Genomic DNA, 18,651 nt, shown 5'->3' with positions numbered 1-18,651 from the left:
GGGCTGTTCTTCTCAATTGAAAAACAGCCCTATTATTTTTGACTAAATATTTAATCCTCTTTCGCTGCGCCTACATTAATCGCATCAACAGCAATTATGGTTAAGTTTTTATCTGCCGTTTTTTCTTCTTCTAAGGTTTGTTCTAAAATTGTAACGACCTCTTTCATTCCTAAAGTTTCGGCAAACTGACGCATGGTGCCATATGTAGCAATTTCATAATGCTCAATTTTTTGACAAGCTGCAATGATTCCGGCATCGCGAACAACGCCAATTTCGGTTTCCTCTAAAATACCACTGCCTTCTTCAACTAAACCGGCCATCGCATCGCATTTTTTTCCTTTGGCTTTTTTACCTAGGATTTCAAAAATTTGTTCCAAACGCAATACATGCTCTTCTGTTTCGGATAAATGACTATTTAGAGCCTCAATTAGTTTTTCGGAGCTGGCATTTTTAGCCATTTTGGGTAACGCTTTAGTTAGCTTTTTTTCAGCCCAATAAATGTCTTTTAATTCATCTTCAAACAACTCGGTTAAACCCGATGCAGCATCCGATTTTGCTTTTACTTTTGTTGTCTCTTTTTTAGCTTTTGTTTGAACCGTTTTTTTGTTTTCGGTTTTTTTTCTGTACTATTTTCTGTAGTTTTCATAATGTAATTTTTAGTATTAATAACTATTTCAAAGCTAGCTATATATGTAGCCCTATCGTTATATCATTCTCTCACAATATTTCATTATAAACACTTTATTTTCAAAACTTTACAATAAAAAACACAACAGTAAAAAAGCCTTCAGAAAATATTCTAAAGGCTTTTAATTTGATCCATTTTACATCTTTTAAACCATTTTTTCTCGTTTCCAATAACGGTGGTTTCCTAACTCTTTTATAAAGGAAGAAGCTAAGGCAGAATCGCTACTTTCTTTTGAAGTTAAAACACCTTTATCGTCTTTAAGCAACTCATCCGATTGAAGTACCTTACTCAAAAGCTCGGCACCTGTACCTTCTGCGGCGATATATTTACAATGTTTAAACGTATCGGTAATGAATTCTTTTACTTCAGGAAATTGCTTTAACGCTTCTATTCCATCTCCTGAAGGAATAAAAATACCATCAAATAAAACCGAAGCCGCAATTAAATAGCTTTGATCAACCGGAATTGTATCGCCATTTTCTGCTTGAATATTACCCAAGTGTGGCGCAATAATTTTTACTGCTGCTCCCTCCTTTTCAAGTGCTTTTTTCATGTTATTTACCGATTCCGACATTACACCGTCATTACATAAAAAAGCAATTTCTCTCGACATAATGGTTTTTGAATTGGTTGGATTCAGAATCATGCTCAAAGCATCGGATTTTTCTACAGCTTGTTTAACTGTTTTTGATTCTTGATCACCATTCGAGTCTGCTCCTACTCCCTGATTCATTGGTTTTTCAGTTTTTTTCGGTACAGCTACACCAATTCCGTCTGCTACTTTTTTAGCCAAATCGGTATCAATTTGAGCCAATAGGCCTAGCATTCTTTCTCTAATCGCTAAGGTTTCAACTTTTCCTAACTCAAATCGCAACGCTTTTATAATATGCGTTTGCTCAATCGGCGTTTGACTGTTATAAAATAATTTGGCTTGTCCGAAATGATCCGAAAAACTTTTGCTTCTGGCACGTACTTTTTGAGCATCAATTTTTTCGTTGAAACTTGAAAAACCGCCTTCTGCAATTTTTGCCTGAAATGGGCAACCGCCGCCTAAAGAATTCGGATGGTAACTCACGCGACCTTTTGCAATTTCTTGACGCATGTGTCCATCACGTTGGTTGTTGTGTGTTGGGGAAATACTTCGATTAATTGGAATTTCATGAAAATTGGGACTTCCTAATCGTGATAATTGTGTATCGGTATACGAAAAAAGTCTTCCTTGAAGCAACGGATCATTTGTAAAATCGATTCCTGGAACCACATGTCCAGGATGAAAAGCTACTTGCTCTGTTTCGGCAAAGAAATTATCGGGATTTCTGTTCAAAACCATTTTACCAATAATTTGTACAGGAACCAATTCCTCTGGTACTAACTTGGTTGGGTCTAATAAATCAAAATCAAATTTATGCTCGTCGCTTTCAGGAATGAGTTGTACACCTAATTCCCATTCTGGAAAATTTCCGTTTTCGATAGCATCCCAAAGATCTTGTCTATGAAAATCGGAATTTTTTCCTGAAATTTTTTGCGCTTCATCCCAAACAACACCATGAGTTCCTAATTTGGGTTTCCAATGAAATTTTACAAAATGTGACTCGTTCTGACTGTTTATAAATCGAAATGTATGAACGCCAAAACCTTCCATCATACGCAAACTCCTCGGAATAGCTCTATCGCTCATAGCCCACATGATCATGTGCATCGACTCAGGCATAAGGGAAATAAAATCCCAAAAAGTATCATGAGCCGAAGCCGCTTGAGGCATTTCATTATGAGGTTCTGGTTTTACAGCATGAATTAAATCGGGAAATTTCATTGCATCCTGAATAAAAAATACTGGCATATTATTTCCAACCAAATCATAATTTCCTTCTTGTGTATAAAATTTTACCGAAAATCCTCGTACATCTCTAGCCAAATCTGTTGAACCTCTAAAACCGGCTACAGTAGAAAAACGAACAAAAACGGGTGTTTTTATCGAAGTATCGTTTAAAAATCCTGCTTTGGTGTATTTTTCCATCGATTCGTACAATTCAAAATAACCATGTGCTGCAGAACCTCGGGCATGCACAATTCGTTCTGGAATTCGTTCGTGGTCAAAATGCGTTATTTTTTCTCGCAGAATAAAGTCTTCTAATAGCGATGGTCCTCTTTCGCCTGCTTTTACCGTATTATTATCATCGTTAATTTTTACGCCTTGATTAGTCGTCATAAATTGATCTTGAGCATCTGATTTGTTTTTCTCTAAATCTTCTTGCTTAGCCGAAAAATTTTCATTGTTGGTTTTCTTGGAGTCTTTCATAGTTTTCCTTTTTAACGAGTTAATAAACTAAAAGTTTTTATGATGTTTGTTAGCTTAAAAGTAATCGCTTCAAATCTTAGGAAGTTATACAATTATTGACTGTTTTTATAAATTAACCACTTGAAAATCATATAATTAAAACCAAATATTATGGAAGTTTTTTGAATTATTGTGAAATACCTTTAAATCATAATTTAAAAGATAGAAATCATGGAAAAGAATTCATATAATAAAAGTACGCAAAACCAAGATTTAGCTGAAATTGCTGAACAAGGATACACGGTACGAAATGGGCATAATCCGAACAAACCTAATCCTTTCGAAAAACCAATTACAGAAGTAGAAACTGATGAAATTTACCCCGGAACCGATTTGGATGAAGATAGCATTGATGAAAATGGAAAAGAAAAGGTCGTCAACGATGAATTTGATAATCCGTCCGATAATTTTGATAACTTATTCGATGAAAATGAAGAGGATTCTGGAATTTATTAAGTGGTAAACCTCTTCAAAAAAAGCAGTTTTAAAAAATAAAAAATGGGGCTATAAACCCCATTTTTTAATAAAATATCGATAAAATTTACTTCAATTCTTTAGCATTTTTAACCTTTTGATTGGTTAAAGCCAGTTTTAAAACTTCGCTCATTTCTTTTACATAATGAAAAGTAAGCCCTTCTAAATACTCGGCTTTAATTTCATCCACATCACTTTTGTTTTCGTAACACAAAATGATTTCCTTGATATTTGCGCGTTTGGCAGCTAAAATTTTCTCTCTTATTCCACCCACCGGCAATACTTTTCCGCGTAAGGTAATTTCTCCAGTCATGGCAATGCTCTTTTTCACTTTTGTTTGCGTTAATAACGAAACCAAACAAGTTAACATCGCAATACCTGCACTTGGTCCGTCTTTCGGAGTCGCACCTTCTGGAACGTGAATGTGAATGTTGTATTTTTGAAATAAATCAACGTTAATTCCTAAAGTTTTCGCATTTGCCTTTATATATTCTAGAGCAATTGTAGCCGATTCTTTCATTACATTTCCTAGATTTCCGGTAACATTTAAGCTTCCTTTACCTTCTGAAATAATCGATTCAATAAATAAAATATCACCACCAACGCTCGTCCAAGCCAAACCAGTCACTACTCCTGCAACATCGTTGTTTTCGTATTTATCACGTTCAAGTTTTGGCACACCCAATACCGAAACAATATCTTCGTCGGTTACTTTTTTATTGTATTCTTCTTCAAGTGCAACTGATTTTGCTGCATTTCGAATCACTTGCGCAATTTTGTTTTCTAAATTTCGAACCCCCGATTCACGTGTGTATCCTTCAATAATTTTTTCCAATTGTTTTTTCCCAATTGTTAAATCTTTATTGGTTAATCCGTGATTGGCTAATAATTTCGGAAACAAATGTCTTTTAGCAATTTCAATCTTTTCTTCGATAGTATAACCTGACATTTTGATTACTTCCATACGATCTTTTAACGCAGGTTGAATAGTGCCCATATTGTTAGAAGTCGCGATAAACATTACTTTAGATAAATCGTAACCCATTTCAAGGAAATTATCATAAAAAGCACTGTTTTGCTCAGGATCTAAAACCTCTAATAAGGCTGAAGAAGGATCGCCACTGTGGCTATTTGATAATTTATCGATTTCATCTAAAACAAAAACAGGATTGGAAGTTCCGGCTTTTTTCAAACTTTGAATAATACGACCTGGCATAGCACCAATATAGGTTTTTCGATGCCCTCTAATTTCGGCTTCATCGCGTAAACCACCTAATGAAATTCGAACATATTCGCGCCCCAAAGCTTCGGCAACCGAACGACCAATTGACGTTTTACCTACTCCTGGAGGTCCTGTTAAACAGATAATTGGCGATTTCATGTCGTTTCGCAATTTTAAAACAGCCAAATGCTCTATCATTCTTTTTTTAACTTCTTCTAGACTAAAATGATCTTTATCCAAAACTTTTTGAGCATGTTTTAAATCAAATTTATCTTTAGAATATTCACCCCAAGGCAAATCCAAAATCAATTCTAAATAATTGCGTTGAATTCCAAAATCGGGTGATTGCGGATTCATTCTGCGCATTTTAGACAATTCTTTTTCAAATTGCTTTTGCTTTTTTTCGTCCCATTTTTTGGTTTTGGCACGAATACCCATTTCATCAATTTCTTCTTCTTGCGAAACGCCTCCCAATTCTTCTTGAATGGTTTTCATTTGTTGGTGCAAGAAATACTCACGCTGTTGTTGGTCTAAATCAAAACGTACTTTGGACTGAATATCGTTTTTGAGTTCTAATTTCTGCAACTCAATATTCATATACCGCAAAGTTTCAAAAGCTCTTTCTTTTAAATCATTAATAGACAACAAACCTTGTTTATCATGTACCGATAAATTCATGTTTGATGAAATAAAATTGATCAAAAACGATTTGCTTTCAATATTTTTTATAGCAAAAGTAGCCTCAGAAGGTATACTCGGACTTTCTTTAATAATTTGAATAGCCAATTCTTTTATCGAATCTAAAACAGCTGTAAATTCGGTATCGGCAACATCCGGTCGCGTTTCGTTTACATCAATAACGTTAGCTTTTATATACGGTTCTTCGGCAATAACTTCATCAATTTTAAAACGTTTTTTTCCTTGCAGAATTACCGTAATGTTTCCATCAGGCATTTTTAAAACCCTCAAAATTCGCGCTACTGTTCCAATTTTATTGATATCGTCTTTAGTTGGATCTTCAACATCCTCATTAATTTGCGAAACAACTCCGATAATTTTATCACCCGCATTGGCATCATTAATCAACTGAATCGATTTATCTCTACCAGCAGAAATTGGAATTACCACACCTGGAAACAAAACAGTATTGCGTAAGGGCAAAATTGGTAAAGAAACAGGCAACTCTTCGTTGTTCATTTCTTCTTCATCTTCGGGCGTTAATAAAGGAATTAATTCGGCTTCTGAATCAAATTCCTGAAGTGACAGATTGTCAATAGTAAGTATTTTGTGATTTGACATAGTAAAATATAGGTCGTTTTGTCATTATTATTTTTAGAAGAATGCGTAAAGCATTCTCAAATGCACGTGATTCTTTGGAAAACACGAACATACACTATTTTTATCATTTAGCCCTTAAATTAGACAATCTTTATGCCAAAAGACTTTATTTAAGATTGAATATTGTGGAAAAGAAAATTTTTCATATGTATTAATAAAATAGAAATTTAAAAAAGAAAGCATTTCGTTTTAATGAAGCTCTTTCCTGTTTTGCTTCGGAATTCGTGTTAGAAGCCCAACTCCAATTACAAAAAATAGGCCTAAGAAAACAATAGCAAAACGAGGACTCCCGGTAATTTGATCAATTATCCCGTAGACGCACATTCCGATAACAATTCCGATTTTTTCGGCAACATCATAAAAACTAAAAAACGAAGCGGTATCCTGAGTTTCGGGTAATAATTTGGAATATGTAGAACGAGATAAAGATTGTGTACCTCCCATAACCAAACCTACTAAAGCCGCCATTATATAAAAATGCACGGGTTGGGTTATAAAATACGCAGCAATACACAACAAAACCCAAAAGCAATTAATGACAATTAAAACACTTATATTCCCAAATTTTGACGATGCCTTTGAGGTTAAAACCGCTCCCAAAATAGCTACTAACTGAATGACCAAAATACAAATAATTAAGCCTGTAGTACTTTCATCTGCCGATTTCCATTCAATTTCTTGTGCTCCAAAATAAGTAGCCACTAGCATAACGGTTTGCACAGCCATACTATAAACAAAAAAGCCTCCTAAATATCTTTTTAAAGGAATGTTTTCTCCTAGATAACCCCATACTTTTTTGAGCTCTTTAAAACCGTTAAAGACAACATCTTTTGTGATTTTTTGATTAGAATTTTTATTTCCTTTTGGCAAATAATAATAGGTATACTGACTGAACAAAATCCACCAAACTCCCACCATTACAAATGAATATCGCATCGCTTTCATAGCTGCTTCTCCTTTTGTGCCGGTAATACCAAACATATCAGGCATCATAATCATTGCTAAATTGACTATCAACAAAATAACACTACCAATATAACCCAATGAATATCCTTTAGCGCTTATACTATCTTGTTGGGAGGAAAAAGCAATATCGGGCAAATAGGAATTATAGAAAACCAAACTTCCCCAAAATCCAATTAATCCCATAAAGTAAAACAGCAATCCAATATAAATATTATCAAGACTGAACCAATACAAACCCACACAGGATAAAGCGCCGAGGTAACAAAAAAACTTCATGAACATCTTTTTATTTCCAACATAATCGGCTATTCCAGAAAGTAAAGGCGAAATAAAAGCAACTTTTAAAAAGGCTAGCGCCGTAACAAAACTAATTAAGGCCGAATTTTTAAGATTCAAACCAAAAACAGTAATATAATGTGATCTGTCCGAAAACAAGGCTTCATAAAAAATAGGAAATACTGCCGACGAAATGACTAAAGCATAAACGGAGTTTGCCCAATCATAAAAAGCCCAAGCGTTTAACAACTTTTTACTTCCTTTTGGTAGTTCTGTCATAATCATATTTTTTTTTGCGTTACGAATGTATTCAAAAAAACTAAAACTTAAGATTAAAATTAATTCAATCTGAAAACAGAAAAGGTTCTGAAAATCAAAACAGAATTTTCAGAACCTTTCTTCTATATATAACTTAATTAAAATAGTGTCCCTAAGACCTTTTAATCGTTCATCGAAATCAGAAACTCTTCGTTATTTCTCGTTTTTTTAAAACGATCGTTGATAAAATCCATTGCCTCAATCGGATTCATATCGGCTAAATATTTACGCATAATCCACATGCGTTGCAATGTTTTTTCATCCAATAATAAATCATCTCGACGTGTGCTTGAAGAAGTTAAATCAATAGCAGGGAAAATACGTTTATTAGCAATTTTACGATCCAATTGCAACTCCATATTACCAGTTCCTTTAAATTCTTCAAAAATAACTTCGTCCATTTTAGAACCTGTTTCGGTCAAAGCGGTCGCAATAATACTCAACGAGCCACCGTTTTCTACATTACGAGCAGCTCCAAAAAAACGTTTTGGTTTTTGCAAAGCATTAGCATCAACACCTCCACTCAATACTTTACCTGAAGCTGGTTGAACTGTATTATAAGCTCTTGCCAAACGTGTAATCGAATCCAACAGAACCACTACATCATGACCACATTCAACCAAACGTTTTGATTTTTCTAATACGATATTGGCAATTTTTACGTGTTCTTGAGGCTCACGGTCAAAAGTAGAGGCAATCACCTCACCACGAACATTTCGAATCATGTCGGTAACCTCTTCCGGACGTTCGTCAATTAGTAAAACAATTAAATATACTTCTGGGTGATTGGCAGCAATAGCATTTGCAATGTCTTTTAACAACATTGTTTTACCTGTTTTGGGTTGTGCTACAATCATACCACGTTGCCCTTTTCCGATTGGCGAAAACAAATCGATAATACGTGTGGAAATGGTACTTTGTTTTTCGGCTAATTTGAATTTTTCAGAAGGAAAAACGGGAGTTAAATGTTCGAATGAAACGCGATCACGAACTACTTGAGGATCGTGTCCATTGATTTTTAAAACGCGAACTAAAGGAAAAAACTTTTCGCCTTCTTTTGGCGGACGCACCACTCCTTTTACAGTATCTCCAGTTTTTAAACCAAACAACCGAATTTGAGAAGTTGACAAATAAATATCATCTGGCGACGCTAAATAATTGTAATCAGATGAACGAAGAAAGCCATAACCATCGGGCATCATTTCTAAAACTCCTTCACTTTCAATAATGCCATCAAATTCAAAATCAGAATCTCTAAAATTGATATTCTTTTTGTTTTTATGATTTTGATTCGGATTGTTATTTCCGTTTTGATTGTTGTGGTTATTTTGATTTGGGTTTTGGTTTGGGTTTTGGTTTTGGTTTGGATTTGGTTTGTTCTGATTTGCATGCTGTTTTTTAGGTTGTATAACAGCTTCATTTTTTTCTGAAATTACTTCTTTTACAGCAACTTCATCAACCGGAACTTCTGGTGTATTAGTTTCTTTATCTCGCTGAACAGCGATTTTCTTTTCGTAATTGGCTTTTTTAAATTTCGGAGTTTTATTTTCTCTTGGACTTACAGCAGTTGGTTGTTCCTGAATTTCGTTTGATTGAACAACAATTTCTTGCTGTTCAGGAACTTCTAATCCTTTTTTAATAGCGGGTATTTTTTTAGCCGGCGCTATTCTGTTTCTTTTAGGTTTATCTTCAGAAGATTCAACGTTTTCTTTTGCTTGTATCGGACTTGCATCGGATGCAGCTGTAGCTTCTTGGTGCGCTAAGATCTGACTTATTAAAGTCTCTTTTTTGACCCCATTAAACTTTATTGTTTTAGCTAATTTAGCTATTTCTTGAAGCTCGACAAGCTTCATTTCTTTTAAAGCAGAAATATCAAACATGAATATTCTTTGAATTTAATTAATTTTAGGAAAACTGTAAAAAGAATGTAGTAGATTATTTTATAGAATCAACCGCAGTATGAAGTGCTTACGGTATTATGATGCAATAATACGAATAAAATTTAATCATACAATAGTATTTTAAAAAAAGAAAACATATTTTTGTACGACATTATTACTAATATGATACAACGAATACAAACCATTTACCTTCTGCTTACCTTCGCTATTTCGGCGATTCTTTTTTTCTTATTTCCACTATGGACTTTAGAAAATGGTAAAGTAGTTTATTTTATGGAAAGCCATTTGTACACTATTCTACTAGGATTAAGCACCATGTTATCGGTAATGAGTATCATTTCGTTTAAAAAGAGACAAAATCAGTTTGTGATGAACCGACTGAACATGATAATAAATTTAAGTTTATTAGGATTATTTGTATATCATTCACTAAATTTATCTGGAGAGACACCTGCTGTTTCAGAGAAAGGTATTGGGATGTTTCTACCTATAGTTGCTATCGTGCTGTTAGTATTAGCTAACAGAGCCATCAAAAAGGACGAAGATCTTGTAAAATCTGCGGATCGATTGAGATAAACCTATAAACATAAATTATTTATGCGCGAAAAAAGACCGAACAATTGTTCGGTCTTTTTTATTTTACCCTATTACTGGATATTTATATTGAATTCAGCCTACAACACACATTCTCAGAGGAAACTAGAAATTATCATTTTACATAAAACTCTAAACTAAATTTGATAATTATAAAAATTAACGTTATATTTATTACATAATTACAAAAAAACAACTTCAAACATATCCAGAATATACTTCATATCAAAATAAAATTTGTTTAACCAAAAATCAAAATCATGAAAAAATCTAAACTACTTTTATTCGGGATTGCTTTTTTAGTACTATCAATGATTTCTTGCCACAAGGGTAGAAACAAACTCGTAAATTCTTGGAAAGTGACAGCTGTTGAAGCCAAAACACCCATGCCGGATTCGATAAAAAATGAAATTTTAGAAAAAGGAAATTTAACTTTCACTAAAGATGGTTATGTTTCGGGATTTTTAAAAAGAGAAATTAGCCAAGGTACTTTTGTACTAACTAAAGGAGGCAAAAGCTTGGTTATTAATGACGAAACAGGAACTCCCTATCCTTGCGAAAGCACCATTACTAATGACCAACTAATTTTGGAAAGTGATGATATGAAATTAACACTGGATAAAAAATAAAAAAAACAGACAATCTTTATTAATTATTATATTCAAGCATGAAACAAAAAAAACCGACTTACTAAGTAAATCGGTTTTTTTTATTTTCAAGTTTAAAATTTCTTTTACAAGTGAATTACTTCACCATAAGCATCGGCAACAGCTTCCATTACAGCCTCACTCATAGTTGGGTGTGGGTGAATTGATTTTAAAATTTCATGACCTGTAGTTTCTAATTTACGAGCCACAACTGCTTCAGCAATCATATCGGTTACACCGGCACCAATCATGTGACATCCTAACCATTCGCCGTATTTAGCATCAAAAATTACTTTTACAAAACCATCTGCAGCGCCAGCCGCTTTTGCTTTTCCTGAAGCCGAAAAAGGAAATTTTCCAATTTTCAAATCGTATCCTTTTTCTCTAGCTGCTTTTTCAGTCAAACCTACCGAGGCTATTTCAGGTGTTGCATACGTACAACCTGGAACATTTCCGTAATCAATTGGGTCTACATGCAATCCTTTGATTTTTTCAACACAATTAATTCCCTCAGCCGATGCAACGTGAGCCAAAGCTTGACCTGGAGTAACATCTCCAATAGCATAATATCCAGGGATATTTGTTGCATTATAAGCATTAACCAAGATTTTATCTCTATCTACAGCAATTCCCACATCTTCTAAACCAATGTTTTCGATGTTAGTTTTAATTCCAACTGCCGAAAGTACAATATCTGCCTCTAAAATTTCTTCTCCTTTAGCCGTTTTTACATTAGCTTTAACTCCAGCACCAGTAGTATCCAATTTTTCAACAGAAGAATTTGTCATTACTTTTATACCAGCTTTTTTCAATGATTTTTCAAATTGTTTTGAAATATCTTCATCCTCAACCGGAACAACATTCGGCATAAATTCAACTATAGTAACATCAGTACCCATAGAGTTGTAAAAATGTGCAAACTCTACTCCAATTGCTCCAGAACCCACAATAATCATCGATTTTGGTTGCTCTTTTAAAGTCATCGCCTGGCGGTAACCAATTACTTTTACACCATCTTGAGGTAGATTTGGTAACTCACGAGAACGAGCTCCCGTAGCAATAATAATATGATCTGCACTATATTCTGTTACTTTATTATCTTTATCGGTAACATCTAATTTTTTTCCTGGTTTTAATTTCCCGAAACCTTCAATTACGTCAATTTTATTTTTTTTCATCAAAAACTGAACTCCTTTACTCATTCCTTCGGCAACGCTACGGCTACGTTTTACTACAGCTCCAAAATCTTTATCAAATTCAGATACAGTTAAACCATAATCTGAAGCATGTTTTAAATAATCAAAAACTTGAGCTGATTTTAATAATGCTTTAGTTGGAATACAACCCCAGTTCAAACAAACTCCACCAAGGTTTTCTTTTTCCACTACAGCTACTTTAAAGCCTAATTGTGATGCTCTAATGGCAGTTACATATCCACCTGGGCCACTTCCTAAAACGATAACGTCGTATTTCATTTTTTTACTTTTTTACTATTAAATACTCAACAACAACAGTGTAAAAGAGCATTGTTACTAATTTTGGTTATTACATTTTATTTGCGATTGCGAATTTAAGGATTTATTTTAAAAGAAAACTCAAAATAGTATCGAATCATTAATTTACAAAGCATATTTCACAGAGTTTTTTAGAATAGTGAATTTTATCAGCAATATTTTTTTTCAAATACGTATTCATTATATATAATATCAAGTTTCTCGGTATAAGCAATTATAAATAAATCCTAATTTAGAATTTGATTGTTTGCTTTTTCCTAAATTTGACAAAAATTTATAACCCTTGAAAAAACTCCTTTTTGTAGTCCTTTTTATTTCGTTGCTTTTGCATAATCTACATTGCATTGCTCAGGCTCCTAAAAAAATTAATATCGAACATTCTGATTATGCCGATATGAATCAAACCGAAATTCCGGATGCTTTTTTGTTAACTGGAAACGTGAAGGTTAATCATGATGGAGTAGTATTAACTTGCAATAAAGCCTATTTTTTTCAGAAAGAAAATTACCTAAAAGCCTTTGGAAATGTACAATTGGTTCAAGGTGATACTTTATTTTTAAACAGTAAATATGCCGAATATAACGGGAATGTAAAAAAAGCCTTTGCCACCGGAAGCCCAGTCATGACTTCACCCGATGCTACATTAGAAGCGGATACGATTTATTTTGACCGAAATGTTCAAGAGGTTTACTACAACACAAAAGGAACTATTGTAAATCGGGAAAATGTTTTAGTAAGCAAATCCGGGCGATATTTTGTGCAAAACAAAAAATTCTTGTTTTTAGACGATGTAACACTTACCAATCCGAAATATGTTATAAAATCGAATCATTTGGATTATGTGACCACTAATGGACATACGAATTTACTAGGCCCATCAACCATTACTAGTAAAAACAATTACATTTATACCGAAAAAGGCTTTTATGATACCAAGAAAAATTTGGCTCATTTTGTCAAAAATTCCTATATAAAATACGACGACCGACTAATAAAAGGAGATAGTTTGTTTTACAATCGAAATACCGAATTTGCATCGGCAACTAAAAATGTAAAAATCACCGATTCTATTAATCGCGGAATTGTAAAAGGGCAATATGCCGAAGTTTACAAACTAAAAGATTCCATGTATGTTACCAAAAGGGCTGTTGCGATTAATTTTGTAGAAAACGATTCGGTTTACATACACGGAAAAAAATTGATGGTCACTGGTAAAGAAGACAATCGAATTATTCGCGCTTTTAACAATGTTCGTTTTTTCAAAACCGATATGAGCGGAAAATGTGATTCTATACATTCGAGTGCGCGAACTGCCTTGACAAAATTGATTGGAAATCCAATAATCTGGAACGGCGAAAATCAAATCACAGGAGACATTATGCACCTTATTGGTGAGCCTAAAACCAACAAAATTGATTCTTTAAAGGTCTTAAACAATACTTTTATAATTTCTAAAGACACGTTAGGTACGGGCTATAATCAAGTAAAAGGGGTTAATTTATTTGGAAAATTTAAAGACGGAAAATTGCACGATGCCGATGTGATTAAAAATACCGAAGTGATTTATTACATGCGAAACGATGACAATGAACTTATCGGAATCAATAAAAACAAAAGCAGTAAAATCAATATGATTATCGAAGGAAATAAAATCGAAACCATTACTTTTTTTAACAATGTAGATGGTGATATTTTTCCGGAAGCCGAATTGCCCGAAAATGCTCGAAAGTTAAAAGGATTGGTTTGGCGTGGCGATGAACGAATTAAATCGAGAGATGATATTTTTCCGCCCGAAGAGTTAGAAGAAGAAAAACCAAAAATGATAGAGAAAACTAGCGCTTCAAAAAACAAACCACCTATAAAATCGGCCAAAAAAGCCGGGGCAAAAAAATAATAGGATTATTTGGATTTAACACACAAAAAATGAATTCTGATTTTATAAAATACCAAGCTCAAACATCACCTTACCCATTAGGAATGGAGGTTTCTCATGCAAAAGGCTCTTATATTTTCGACACAAATAATAAAAAATATTTGGATTTTGTGGCGGGTGTTTCGGCCTGCTCACTAGGTCACCAACATCCTCGAGTTAATCAAGCCATAAAAGACCAACTAGACAAATATTCGCACGTGATGGTGTATGGCGAATATTCGCAAAGTCCAGCGGTTGAATATTGTAAACTCATGGCCTCGCTCCTGCCCGATTCGCTCAATAAAACCTATTTAGTAAATTCTGGTACCGAAGCTATTGAAGGAGCACTAAAATTGGCTCGCCGTGTAACCGGCAGAAGTCAATTGATTTCGTGTTACAATGCTTATCATGGCAACACCATGGGCTCAATGAGCGTGATGGGATTTGAAGAACGCAAACAAGCTTTTCGACCTTTACTTCCCGATGTTGATTTTATCCATTTCAATAAGGAAGCCGATATTGAAAAAATTACCACAAAAACGGCTGGTGTTATTTTAGAATCAATTCAAGGAGGCGCAGGTTTTATTGAGCCTCAAAATGATTTTTTCCTCAAAATAAGAAAACGCTGTGACGAAGTGGGCGCGCAATTAATCATAGATGAAATTCAACCCGGATTTGGACGCACCGGAAAACTATTCGGTTTTCAAAACTATAATATTGTACCCGATATTATAGTAATTGGAAAAGGAATGGGCGGCGGAATGCCTGTAGGCGCTTTTATTGCTTCGGAAGAAAAAATGGATTTGTTGACTGCCAATCCAAAACTAGGTCACATTACCACTTTTGGAGGTCATCCTGTCATTGCGGCAGCTAGTTTGGCTACTTTGAAAGAAATTACCGAAACATCTTTAATGGAAGATACTTTAAAGAAAGAAAAGCTCTTTAGAACACTTTTGGTACATACTTTGATAAAAGAAATTAGAGGAAAAGGTTTAATGTTGGCCGCAATGACCGAAAGTCCCGAAATTACCAACGAAGTAATTTTAAAATGTCAAGACAACGGACTCATTTTATTTTGGTTGTTATTTGAAGGTTGCGCCATCCGCATTACACCTCCTTTAACTGTTTCGGAGAATGAAATTAAAGAAGGATGCCAGATAATTTTAAACGTAATGGATTCGGTTTTGAAGCAACAAAGTAAAAAATAAATTTTTCCTTATATAAAAAATAATTTAAGATAGTCATAAATTCCCTTGACTATTGTTTTAAAAATGAAATAAAAAAAGCGATTTTTGTTAATTAAATTGTTCAAAACAATTCGTTCTTTTTTTAAAAATCAACAAAAGGGTTGCCTAAATTTATAATAGGCTAATTTCAAAAACACAGAGTATGCAATTAAGCAACGAAGAAGAAGAAGATTATAACCTATCCCTTTCCAAATTTGAGTCCATGTTAAAAACAAACAAAGTACTCTTTTTTGATTCTGAAGAATTCGAAGAAATCATCCTTCACTATCTGGACATAGGTAAGGCTAATTTAGCAAAAAAAGCCTTAAAGTTAGCACTAGATCAACATCCAAAATCTACAGGCTTAAAATTAGTACAAGTAGAAATGCTAGTGTTTGACGACAAACTTGAATTAGCAGAAAAACTCCTTAATGAGTTATATGCGATAGAACCCACCAACGAAGAAATTTACATTCAAAAAGCCAACATTTATTCCAAAAGAGACCAACACGAAAAAGCGGTCGAATTGCTTAAAATAGCGCTGGAATATACTGATGACTATGCCGACGTTTACAATTTGATTGGAATGGAGTATCTTTTTATGGACAATCTTGAAAAAGCAAAAGAAAGTTTTATTAAATGTTTGGAAGAAGATTTAGAAGACCAATCGGCCTTATATAATGTGGTGTATTGTTTCGAATTTTTAGACCAAAACGAAGAAGCTATTGCGTACTTAAACCAATACATCGACAAAAATCCGTATAGCGAAATTGCTTGGCACCAAATGGGTCGTTTGTATTACGGAATAAAAGATTACGAAAATGCGATTCGTGCTTTTGATTATGCCACTTTAATCGATGAAAATTTCTTAGGTGCTTTCATGGAACGTGCCAAAGCATTCGAACGTTTAAAAAAATACAAAGAAGCGATAGAAAGTTACAACCGCACTATCGAATTAGACGATGCAACTTCCTACGCTTTATTGCGAATTGGTAAATGTTACGAACGATTGGGCAATAAAGTTTTGGCTCTTAAATATTACAACAAAACCGTTCACGAAGATCCCTTGTTAGACAAAGGTTGGATTGCGATTACAGATTTTTATGTACGCCAAAAGAACTTTCAAAAAGCCTTGTTTTTTGTAAATAAAGCATTAGCCATCGACAATCAAAATAGATTGTATTGGAAACGTTATGCTACCATCAACAAACAAATGAACTTTTTTGAAGAAGCTGAATTTGGTTATAGAAAAGCTGTTGAATTTGGCGATTATGAACTTGATACTTGGTTATTTTGGGTAGATATTTTACAATTTTTAGGCGAATTTGATAGTGCTATTCAAACCCTTTTACAAGCATCAGAATATTTTCCTGAAGAAAATGAAATTGAATATCGCTTGGCTGGATTGTATTTTATGTTGCAAGATACCACCAAAGGAAAGTTTCACTTGAGCAATGGTTTACGTTTGAATTTTGATAATTACATTTTAATAGAAGATTTATTTCCGGTAGTTTGGTCTAACAAAGAAGTTAAAAACTACATTTCAAAATATAAAAAATAAGAATGAAAGACATTTTAAAAAGGCGTTTTGGCCTTTTAGGACGCAATATTGACTATTCTTTTTCTAGAGGTTATTTTGCTAAAAAATTTGAAAACGAACTTTTTGAAAACTGTAGTTACGAAAATTTTGACATCCCCGAAATAAATTATTTTACTGAATTAGTTAAAAACAATCCCGATTTAAGCGGAATGAATGTTACTATTCCGTACAAAGAACAGGTAATTCCTTTTCTAGATAAATTATCCAAAAAAGCAGCCGAAATTGGAGCGGTTAATACCATTAAATTTACCAAAAAAGGAAAATTAAAAGGCTATAATACCGATTATTATGGATTTAAAAAATCGCTTAAACCGCTGTTGCAACCACATCATAAAAAAGCACTCATTCTGGGGACCGGAGGCGCCTCCAAAGGGGTAGCATTTGCATTAAAAGAACTTGATATTTTATACACTTTTGTTTCAAGAGAATCACGCGAAGATGTTATTGATTATAATTTGATTAATGCTACAACTTTTGATAATTACCAAATTATCATCAATTGTACACCTGTCGGTACAAGTCCCAACTTAGATGCTGCTCCCGATTTACCTTATAATTTTTTTACCGAAAAACACATTGCCTACGATTTAATCTACAATCCTGAAGAAACGAAATTTTTAAAGAACGCCAAAAAACATGGAGCTACAATAAAAAACGGTTATGAAATGCTGGTGTTTCAGGCTGAAAAAGCTTGGAATATCTGGAATAAATAAATAATTGATTAATAAATATTTTAAAAAAGACACTTTCTCTATCCAGAAAAAGTGTCTTTTTTATTTTCTTACATTTCTTAATGAAATTTTAACCAGAATAAGAATGTTTTTTTTATTAAATTAGCAGTATACTTATTCGGAAAATTATGAAGAAATTTTTACTATCATTAGGCATTTTTCTTTTTTTAAACATTCAATTAAGAGCACAAGCTGCTGACTCTTCCAATGTATATAATGTTTTCAATCAACCTCGTTATCACTATTTTTTTAATAGTGTAGTACTTTTTAATGAATATTTAGACACTGATAATGGCTCTTATAACACTACCAATGCTCGGCTTTTACTACCAATTGGAGACAAATCTTGGAACTTTAGAGCCGATTTACCTTTGGTTTCGGCAAATACCAATCATCAAAATAAAACAGGATTAGGAGATATTTCGGCTTCCGTTGCCTTCATTCCTATTTTAGGACAACATCACGGTTTGTCGGTAAAAGCACGTATTTATGCCAATACAGCGGTTGACCCCGCTTTTGGAACAGGAAAATGGCTTTTTGTTCCCACAGTCTTCTATGGCCATTATTTTGACAAAGCCAAAAAGGTACTTTTAATTTCTTCTTTAGAATACCAAACCAGTTTTGCCGGTTCAAGTAATCAAAGTGATGTGAATACTACGATTTTTGAAAATGCTATTTATTGGTTTCAAGGCAAAAACTGGTTTGCTGTAGATGCCGCTTTTCGATACAATAATACTTTAGATGGGTTTCAAAACAATGCTTATTTAGAATTTGGAAGAAAAATTACTAAAGAAAACATGATTTACATTCACCCAAGTGTGGCTTTTGGAGGCGAAAAATCATATAATTACGGATTTGAATGCGGTGTTTTAATATTATTTTAAAACATTAATTTAATGCTCAACT

The 18,651-nt window shown here is 33.6% G+C and carries 14 protein-coding genes; 8 read left to right on the top strand and 6 right to left on the bottom strand.

From position 1 onward, the window contains the following. Positions 1 to 50: 50 nt before the first annotated feature. Together I5M07_RS00815 and I5M07_RS00810 are read right to left on the bottom strand one after the other, a co-directional pair. Positions 51 to 524, bottom strand: coding sequence for a ferritin-like domain-containing protein (locus tag I5M07_RS00815; RefSeq protein WP_200104293.1), 474 nt, complete (start codon positions 522 to 524; stop codon positions 51 to 53). A 309-nt stretch (positions 525 to 833) separates the two neighbouring features. Then, the gene (locus tag I5M07_RS00810) at positions 834 to 2,987 is read right to left on the bottom strand and encodes a catalase (RefSeq protein WP_200104292.1); all 2,154 of its coding nucleotides are present in this window, start codon (positions 2,985 to 2,987) and stop codon (positions 834 to 836) included. A 210-nt stretch (positions 2,988 to 3,197) separates the two neighbouring features. Here I5M07_RS00810 and I5M07_RS00805 point away from each other — a divergent pair, with 210 nt between their 5' ends. Continuing rightward, positions 3,198 to 3,482 (top strand): hypothetical protein, encoded by a 285-nt coding sequence (locus I5M07_RS00805; protein ID WP_200104291.1) that lies wholly within the window; start codon positions 3,198 to 3,200, stop codon positions 3,480 to 3,482. 85 nt (positions 3,483 to 3,567) lie between these two features. On the opposite strand, the gene lon is transcribed toward I5M07_RS00805, so the two are convergent. The 3 genes from lon to rho form a co-directional block, all read right to left on the bottom strand. Continuing rightward, positions 3,568 to 6,021, bottom strand: coding sequence for an endopeptidase La (gene lon, locus I5M07_RS00800; RefSeq protein ID WP_200104290.1), 2,454 nt, complete (start codon positions 6,019 to 6,021; stop codon positions 3,568 to 3,570). A 228-nt stretch (positions 6,022 to 6,249) separates the two neighbouring features. Beyond that, the gene (locus I5M07_RS00795) at positions 6,250 to 7,581 is read right to left on the bottom strand and encodes an MFS transporter (RefSeq protein WP_200104289.1); all 1,332 of its coding nucleotides are present in this window, start codon (positions 7,579 to 7,581) and stop codon (positions 6,250 to 6,252) included. Between the two features lie 161 nt (positions 7,582 to 7,742). Further along, a complete protein-coding gene (rho, locus tag I5M07_RS00790) occupies positions 7,743 to 9,500 on the bottom strand; it encodes a transcription termination factor Rho (RefSeq protein WP_200104288.1) in 1,758 nt (585 codons plus the stop codon). Positions 9,501 to 9,683: 183 nt separating this feature from the next. On the opposite strand from rho, the gene I5M07_RS00785 reads away from it, so the two are divergent. Together I5M07_RS00785 and I5M07_RS00780 are read left to right on the top strand one after the other, a co-directional pair. Beyond that, on the top strand, positions 9,684 to 10,097 hold the full coding sequence (locus I5M07_RS00785) for a DUF4293 domain-containing protein (RefSeq protein WP_200104287.1): 414 nt from the start codon (positions 9,684 to 9,686) through the stop codon (positions 10,095 to 10,097). Positions 10,098 to 10,375: 278 nt separating this feature from the next. After that, the gene (locus I5M07_RS00780; protein WP_200104286.1) at positions 10,376 to 10,744 is read left to right on the top strand and encodes a hypothetical protein; all 369 of its coding nucleotides are present in this window, start codon (positions 10,376 to 10,378) and stop codon (positions 10,742 to 10,744) included. Between the two features lie 104 nt (positions 10,745 to 10,848). Here the strand turns inward: I5M07_RS00780 and lpdA are convergent, their stop codons facing one another. Then, a complete protein-coding gene (lpdA, locus tag I5M07_RS00775; protein ID WP_200104285.1) occupies positions 10,849 to 12,237 on the bottom strand; it encodes a dihydrolipoyl dehydrogenase in 1,389 nt (462 codons plus the stop codon). Between the two features lie 322 nt (positions 12,238 to 12,559). Here lpdA and I5M07_RS00770 point away from each other — a divergent pair, with 322 nt between their 5' ends. The 5 genes from I5M07_RS00770 (at position 12,560) to I5M07_RS00750 (ending at position 18,629) form a co-directional block, all read left to right on the top strand. Beyond that, positions 12,560 to 14,170, top strand: a complete 1,611-nt coding sequence (locus I5M07_RS00770; RefSeq protein WP_200104284.1) for an OstA-like protein — start codon at positions 12,560 to 12,562, stop codon at positions 14,168 to 14,170. A gap of 29 nt (positions 14,171 to 14,199) precedes the next feature. After that, positions 14,200 to 15,396, top strand: a complete 1,197-nt coding sequence (locus tag I5M07_RS00765) for an aspartate aminotransferase family protein (protein WP_200104283.1) — start codon at positions 14,200 to 14,202, stop codon at positions 15,394 to 15,396. 181 nt (positions 15,397 to 15,577) lie between these two features. Beyond that, positions 15,578 to 16,975 (top strand): tetratricopeptide repeat protein, encoded by a 1,398-nt coding sequence (locus I5M07_RS00760; RefSeq protein ID WP_200104282.1) that lies wholly within the window; start codon positions 15,578 to 15,580, stop codon positions 16,973 to 16,975. 2 nt (positions 16,976 to 16,977) lie between these two features. Continuing rightward, positions 16,978 to 17,727, top strand: a complete 750-nt coding sequence (locus I5M07_RS00755) for a shikimate dehydrogenase family protein (protein ID WP_200104281.1) — start codon at positions 16,978 to 16,980, stop codon at positions 17,725 to 17,727. A 146-nt stretch (positions 17,728 to 17,873) separates the two neighbouring features. Further along, positions 17,874 to 18,629: a lipid A phosphoethanolamine transferase gene (locus I5M07_RS00750; protein WP_200104280.1), complete on the top strand. Its 756-nt coding sequence runs from the start codon at positions 17,874 to 17,876 to the stop codon at positions 18,627 to 18,629. Positions 18,630 to 18,651: the final 22 nt, after the last annotated feature.

Origin of the sequence: Flavobacterium agrisoli (genome assembly GCF_016522065.1) — a bacterium.
Lineage (GTDB): Bacteria > Bacteroidota > Bacteroidia > Flavobacteriales > Flavobacteriaceae > Flavobacterium > Flavobacterium agrisoli.
The sequence above is the reverse complement of the archived record's forward strand: the minus strand, read 5'-3'. Positions and strand labels throughout refer to the sequence as shown.

What these genes read in the sequence shown, in the direction of transcription:
- I5M07_RS00780 (WP_200104286.1), top strand. Translation starts at nt 10,376, where the DNA reads ATGAAAAAATCTAAACTACTTTTATTCGGGATTGCTTTTTTAGTACTA.
- I5M07_RS00760 (WP_200104282.1), top strand. Translation starts at nt 15,578, where the DNA reads ATGCAATTAAGCAACGAAGAAGAAGAAGATTATAACCTATCCCTTTCC.
- I5M07_RS00805 (WP_200104291.1), top strand. Translation starts at nt 3,198, where the DNA reads ATGGAAAAGAATTCATATAATAAAAGTACGCAAAACCAAGATTTAGCT.
- lpdA (WP_200104285.1), bottom strand. Translation starts at nt 12,237, where the DNA reads ATGAAATACGACGTTATCGTTTTAGGAAGTGGCCCAGGTGGATATGTA.
- I5M07_RS00810 (WP_200104292.1), bottom strand. Translation starts at nt 2,987, where the DNA reads ATGAAAGACTCCAAGAAAACCAACAATGAAAATTTTTCGGCTAAGCAA.
- I5M07_RS00755 (WP_200104281.1), top strand. Translation starts at nt 16,978, where the DNA reads ATGAAAGACATTTTAAAAAGGCGTTTTGGCCTTTTAGGACGCAATATT.
- lon (WP_200104290.1), bottom strand. Translation starts at nt 6,021, where the DNA reads ATGTCAAATCACAAAATACTTACTATTGACAATCTGTCACTTCAGGAA.
- rho (WP_200104288.1), bottom strand. Translation starts at nt 9,500, where the DNA reads ATGTTTGATATTTCTGCTTTAAAAGAAATGAAGCTTGTCGAGCTTCAA.
- I5M07_RS00750 (WP_200104280.1), top strand. Translation starts at nt 17,874, where the DNA reads ATGAAGAAATTTTTACTATCATTAGGCATTTTTCTTTTTTTAAACATT.
- I5M07_RS00795 (WP_200104289.1), bottom strand. Translation starts at nt 7,581, where the DNA reads ATGACAGAACTACCAAAAGGAAGTAAAAAGTTGTTAAACGCTTGGGCT.
- I5M07_RS00785 (WP_200104287.1), top strand. Translation starts at nt 9,684, where the DNA reads ATGATACAACGAATACAAACCATTTACCTTCTGCTTACCTTCGCTATT.
- I5M07_RS00765 (WP_200104283.1), top strand. Translation starts at nt 14,200, where the DNA reads ATGAATTCTGATTTTATAAAATACCAAGCTCAAACATCACCTTACCCA.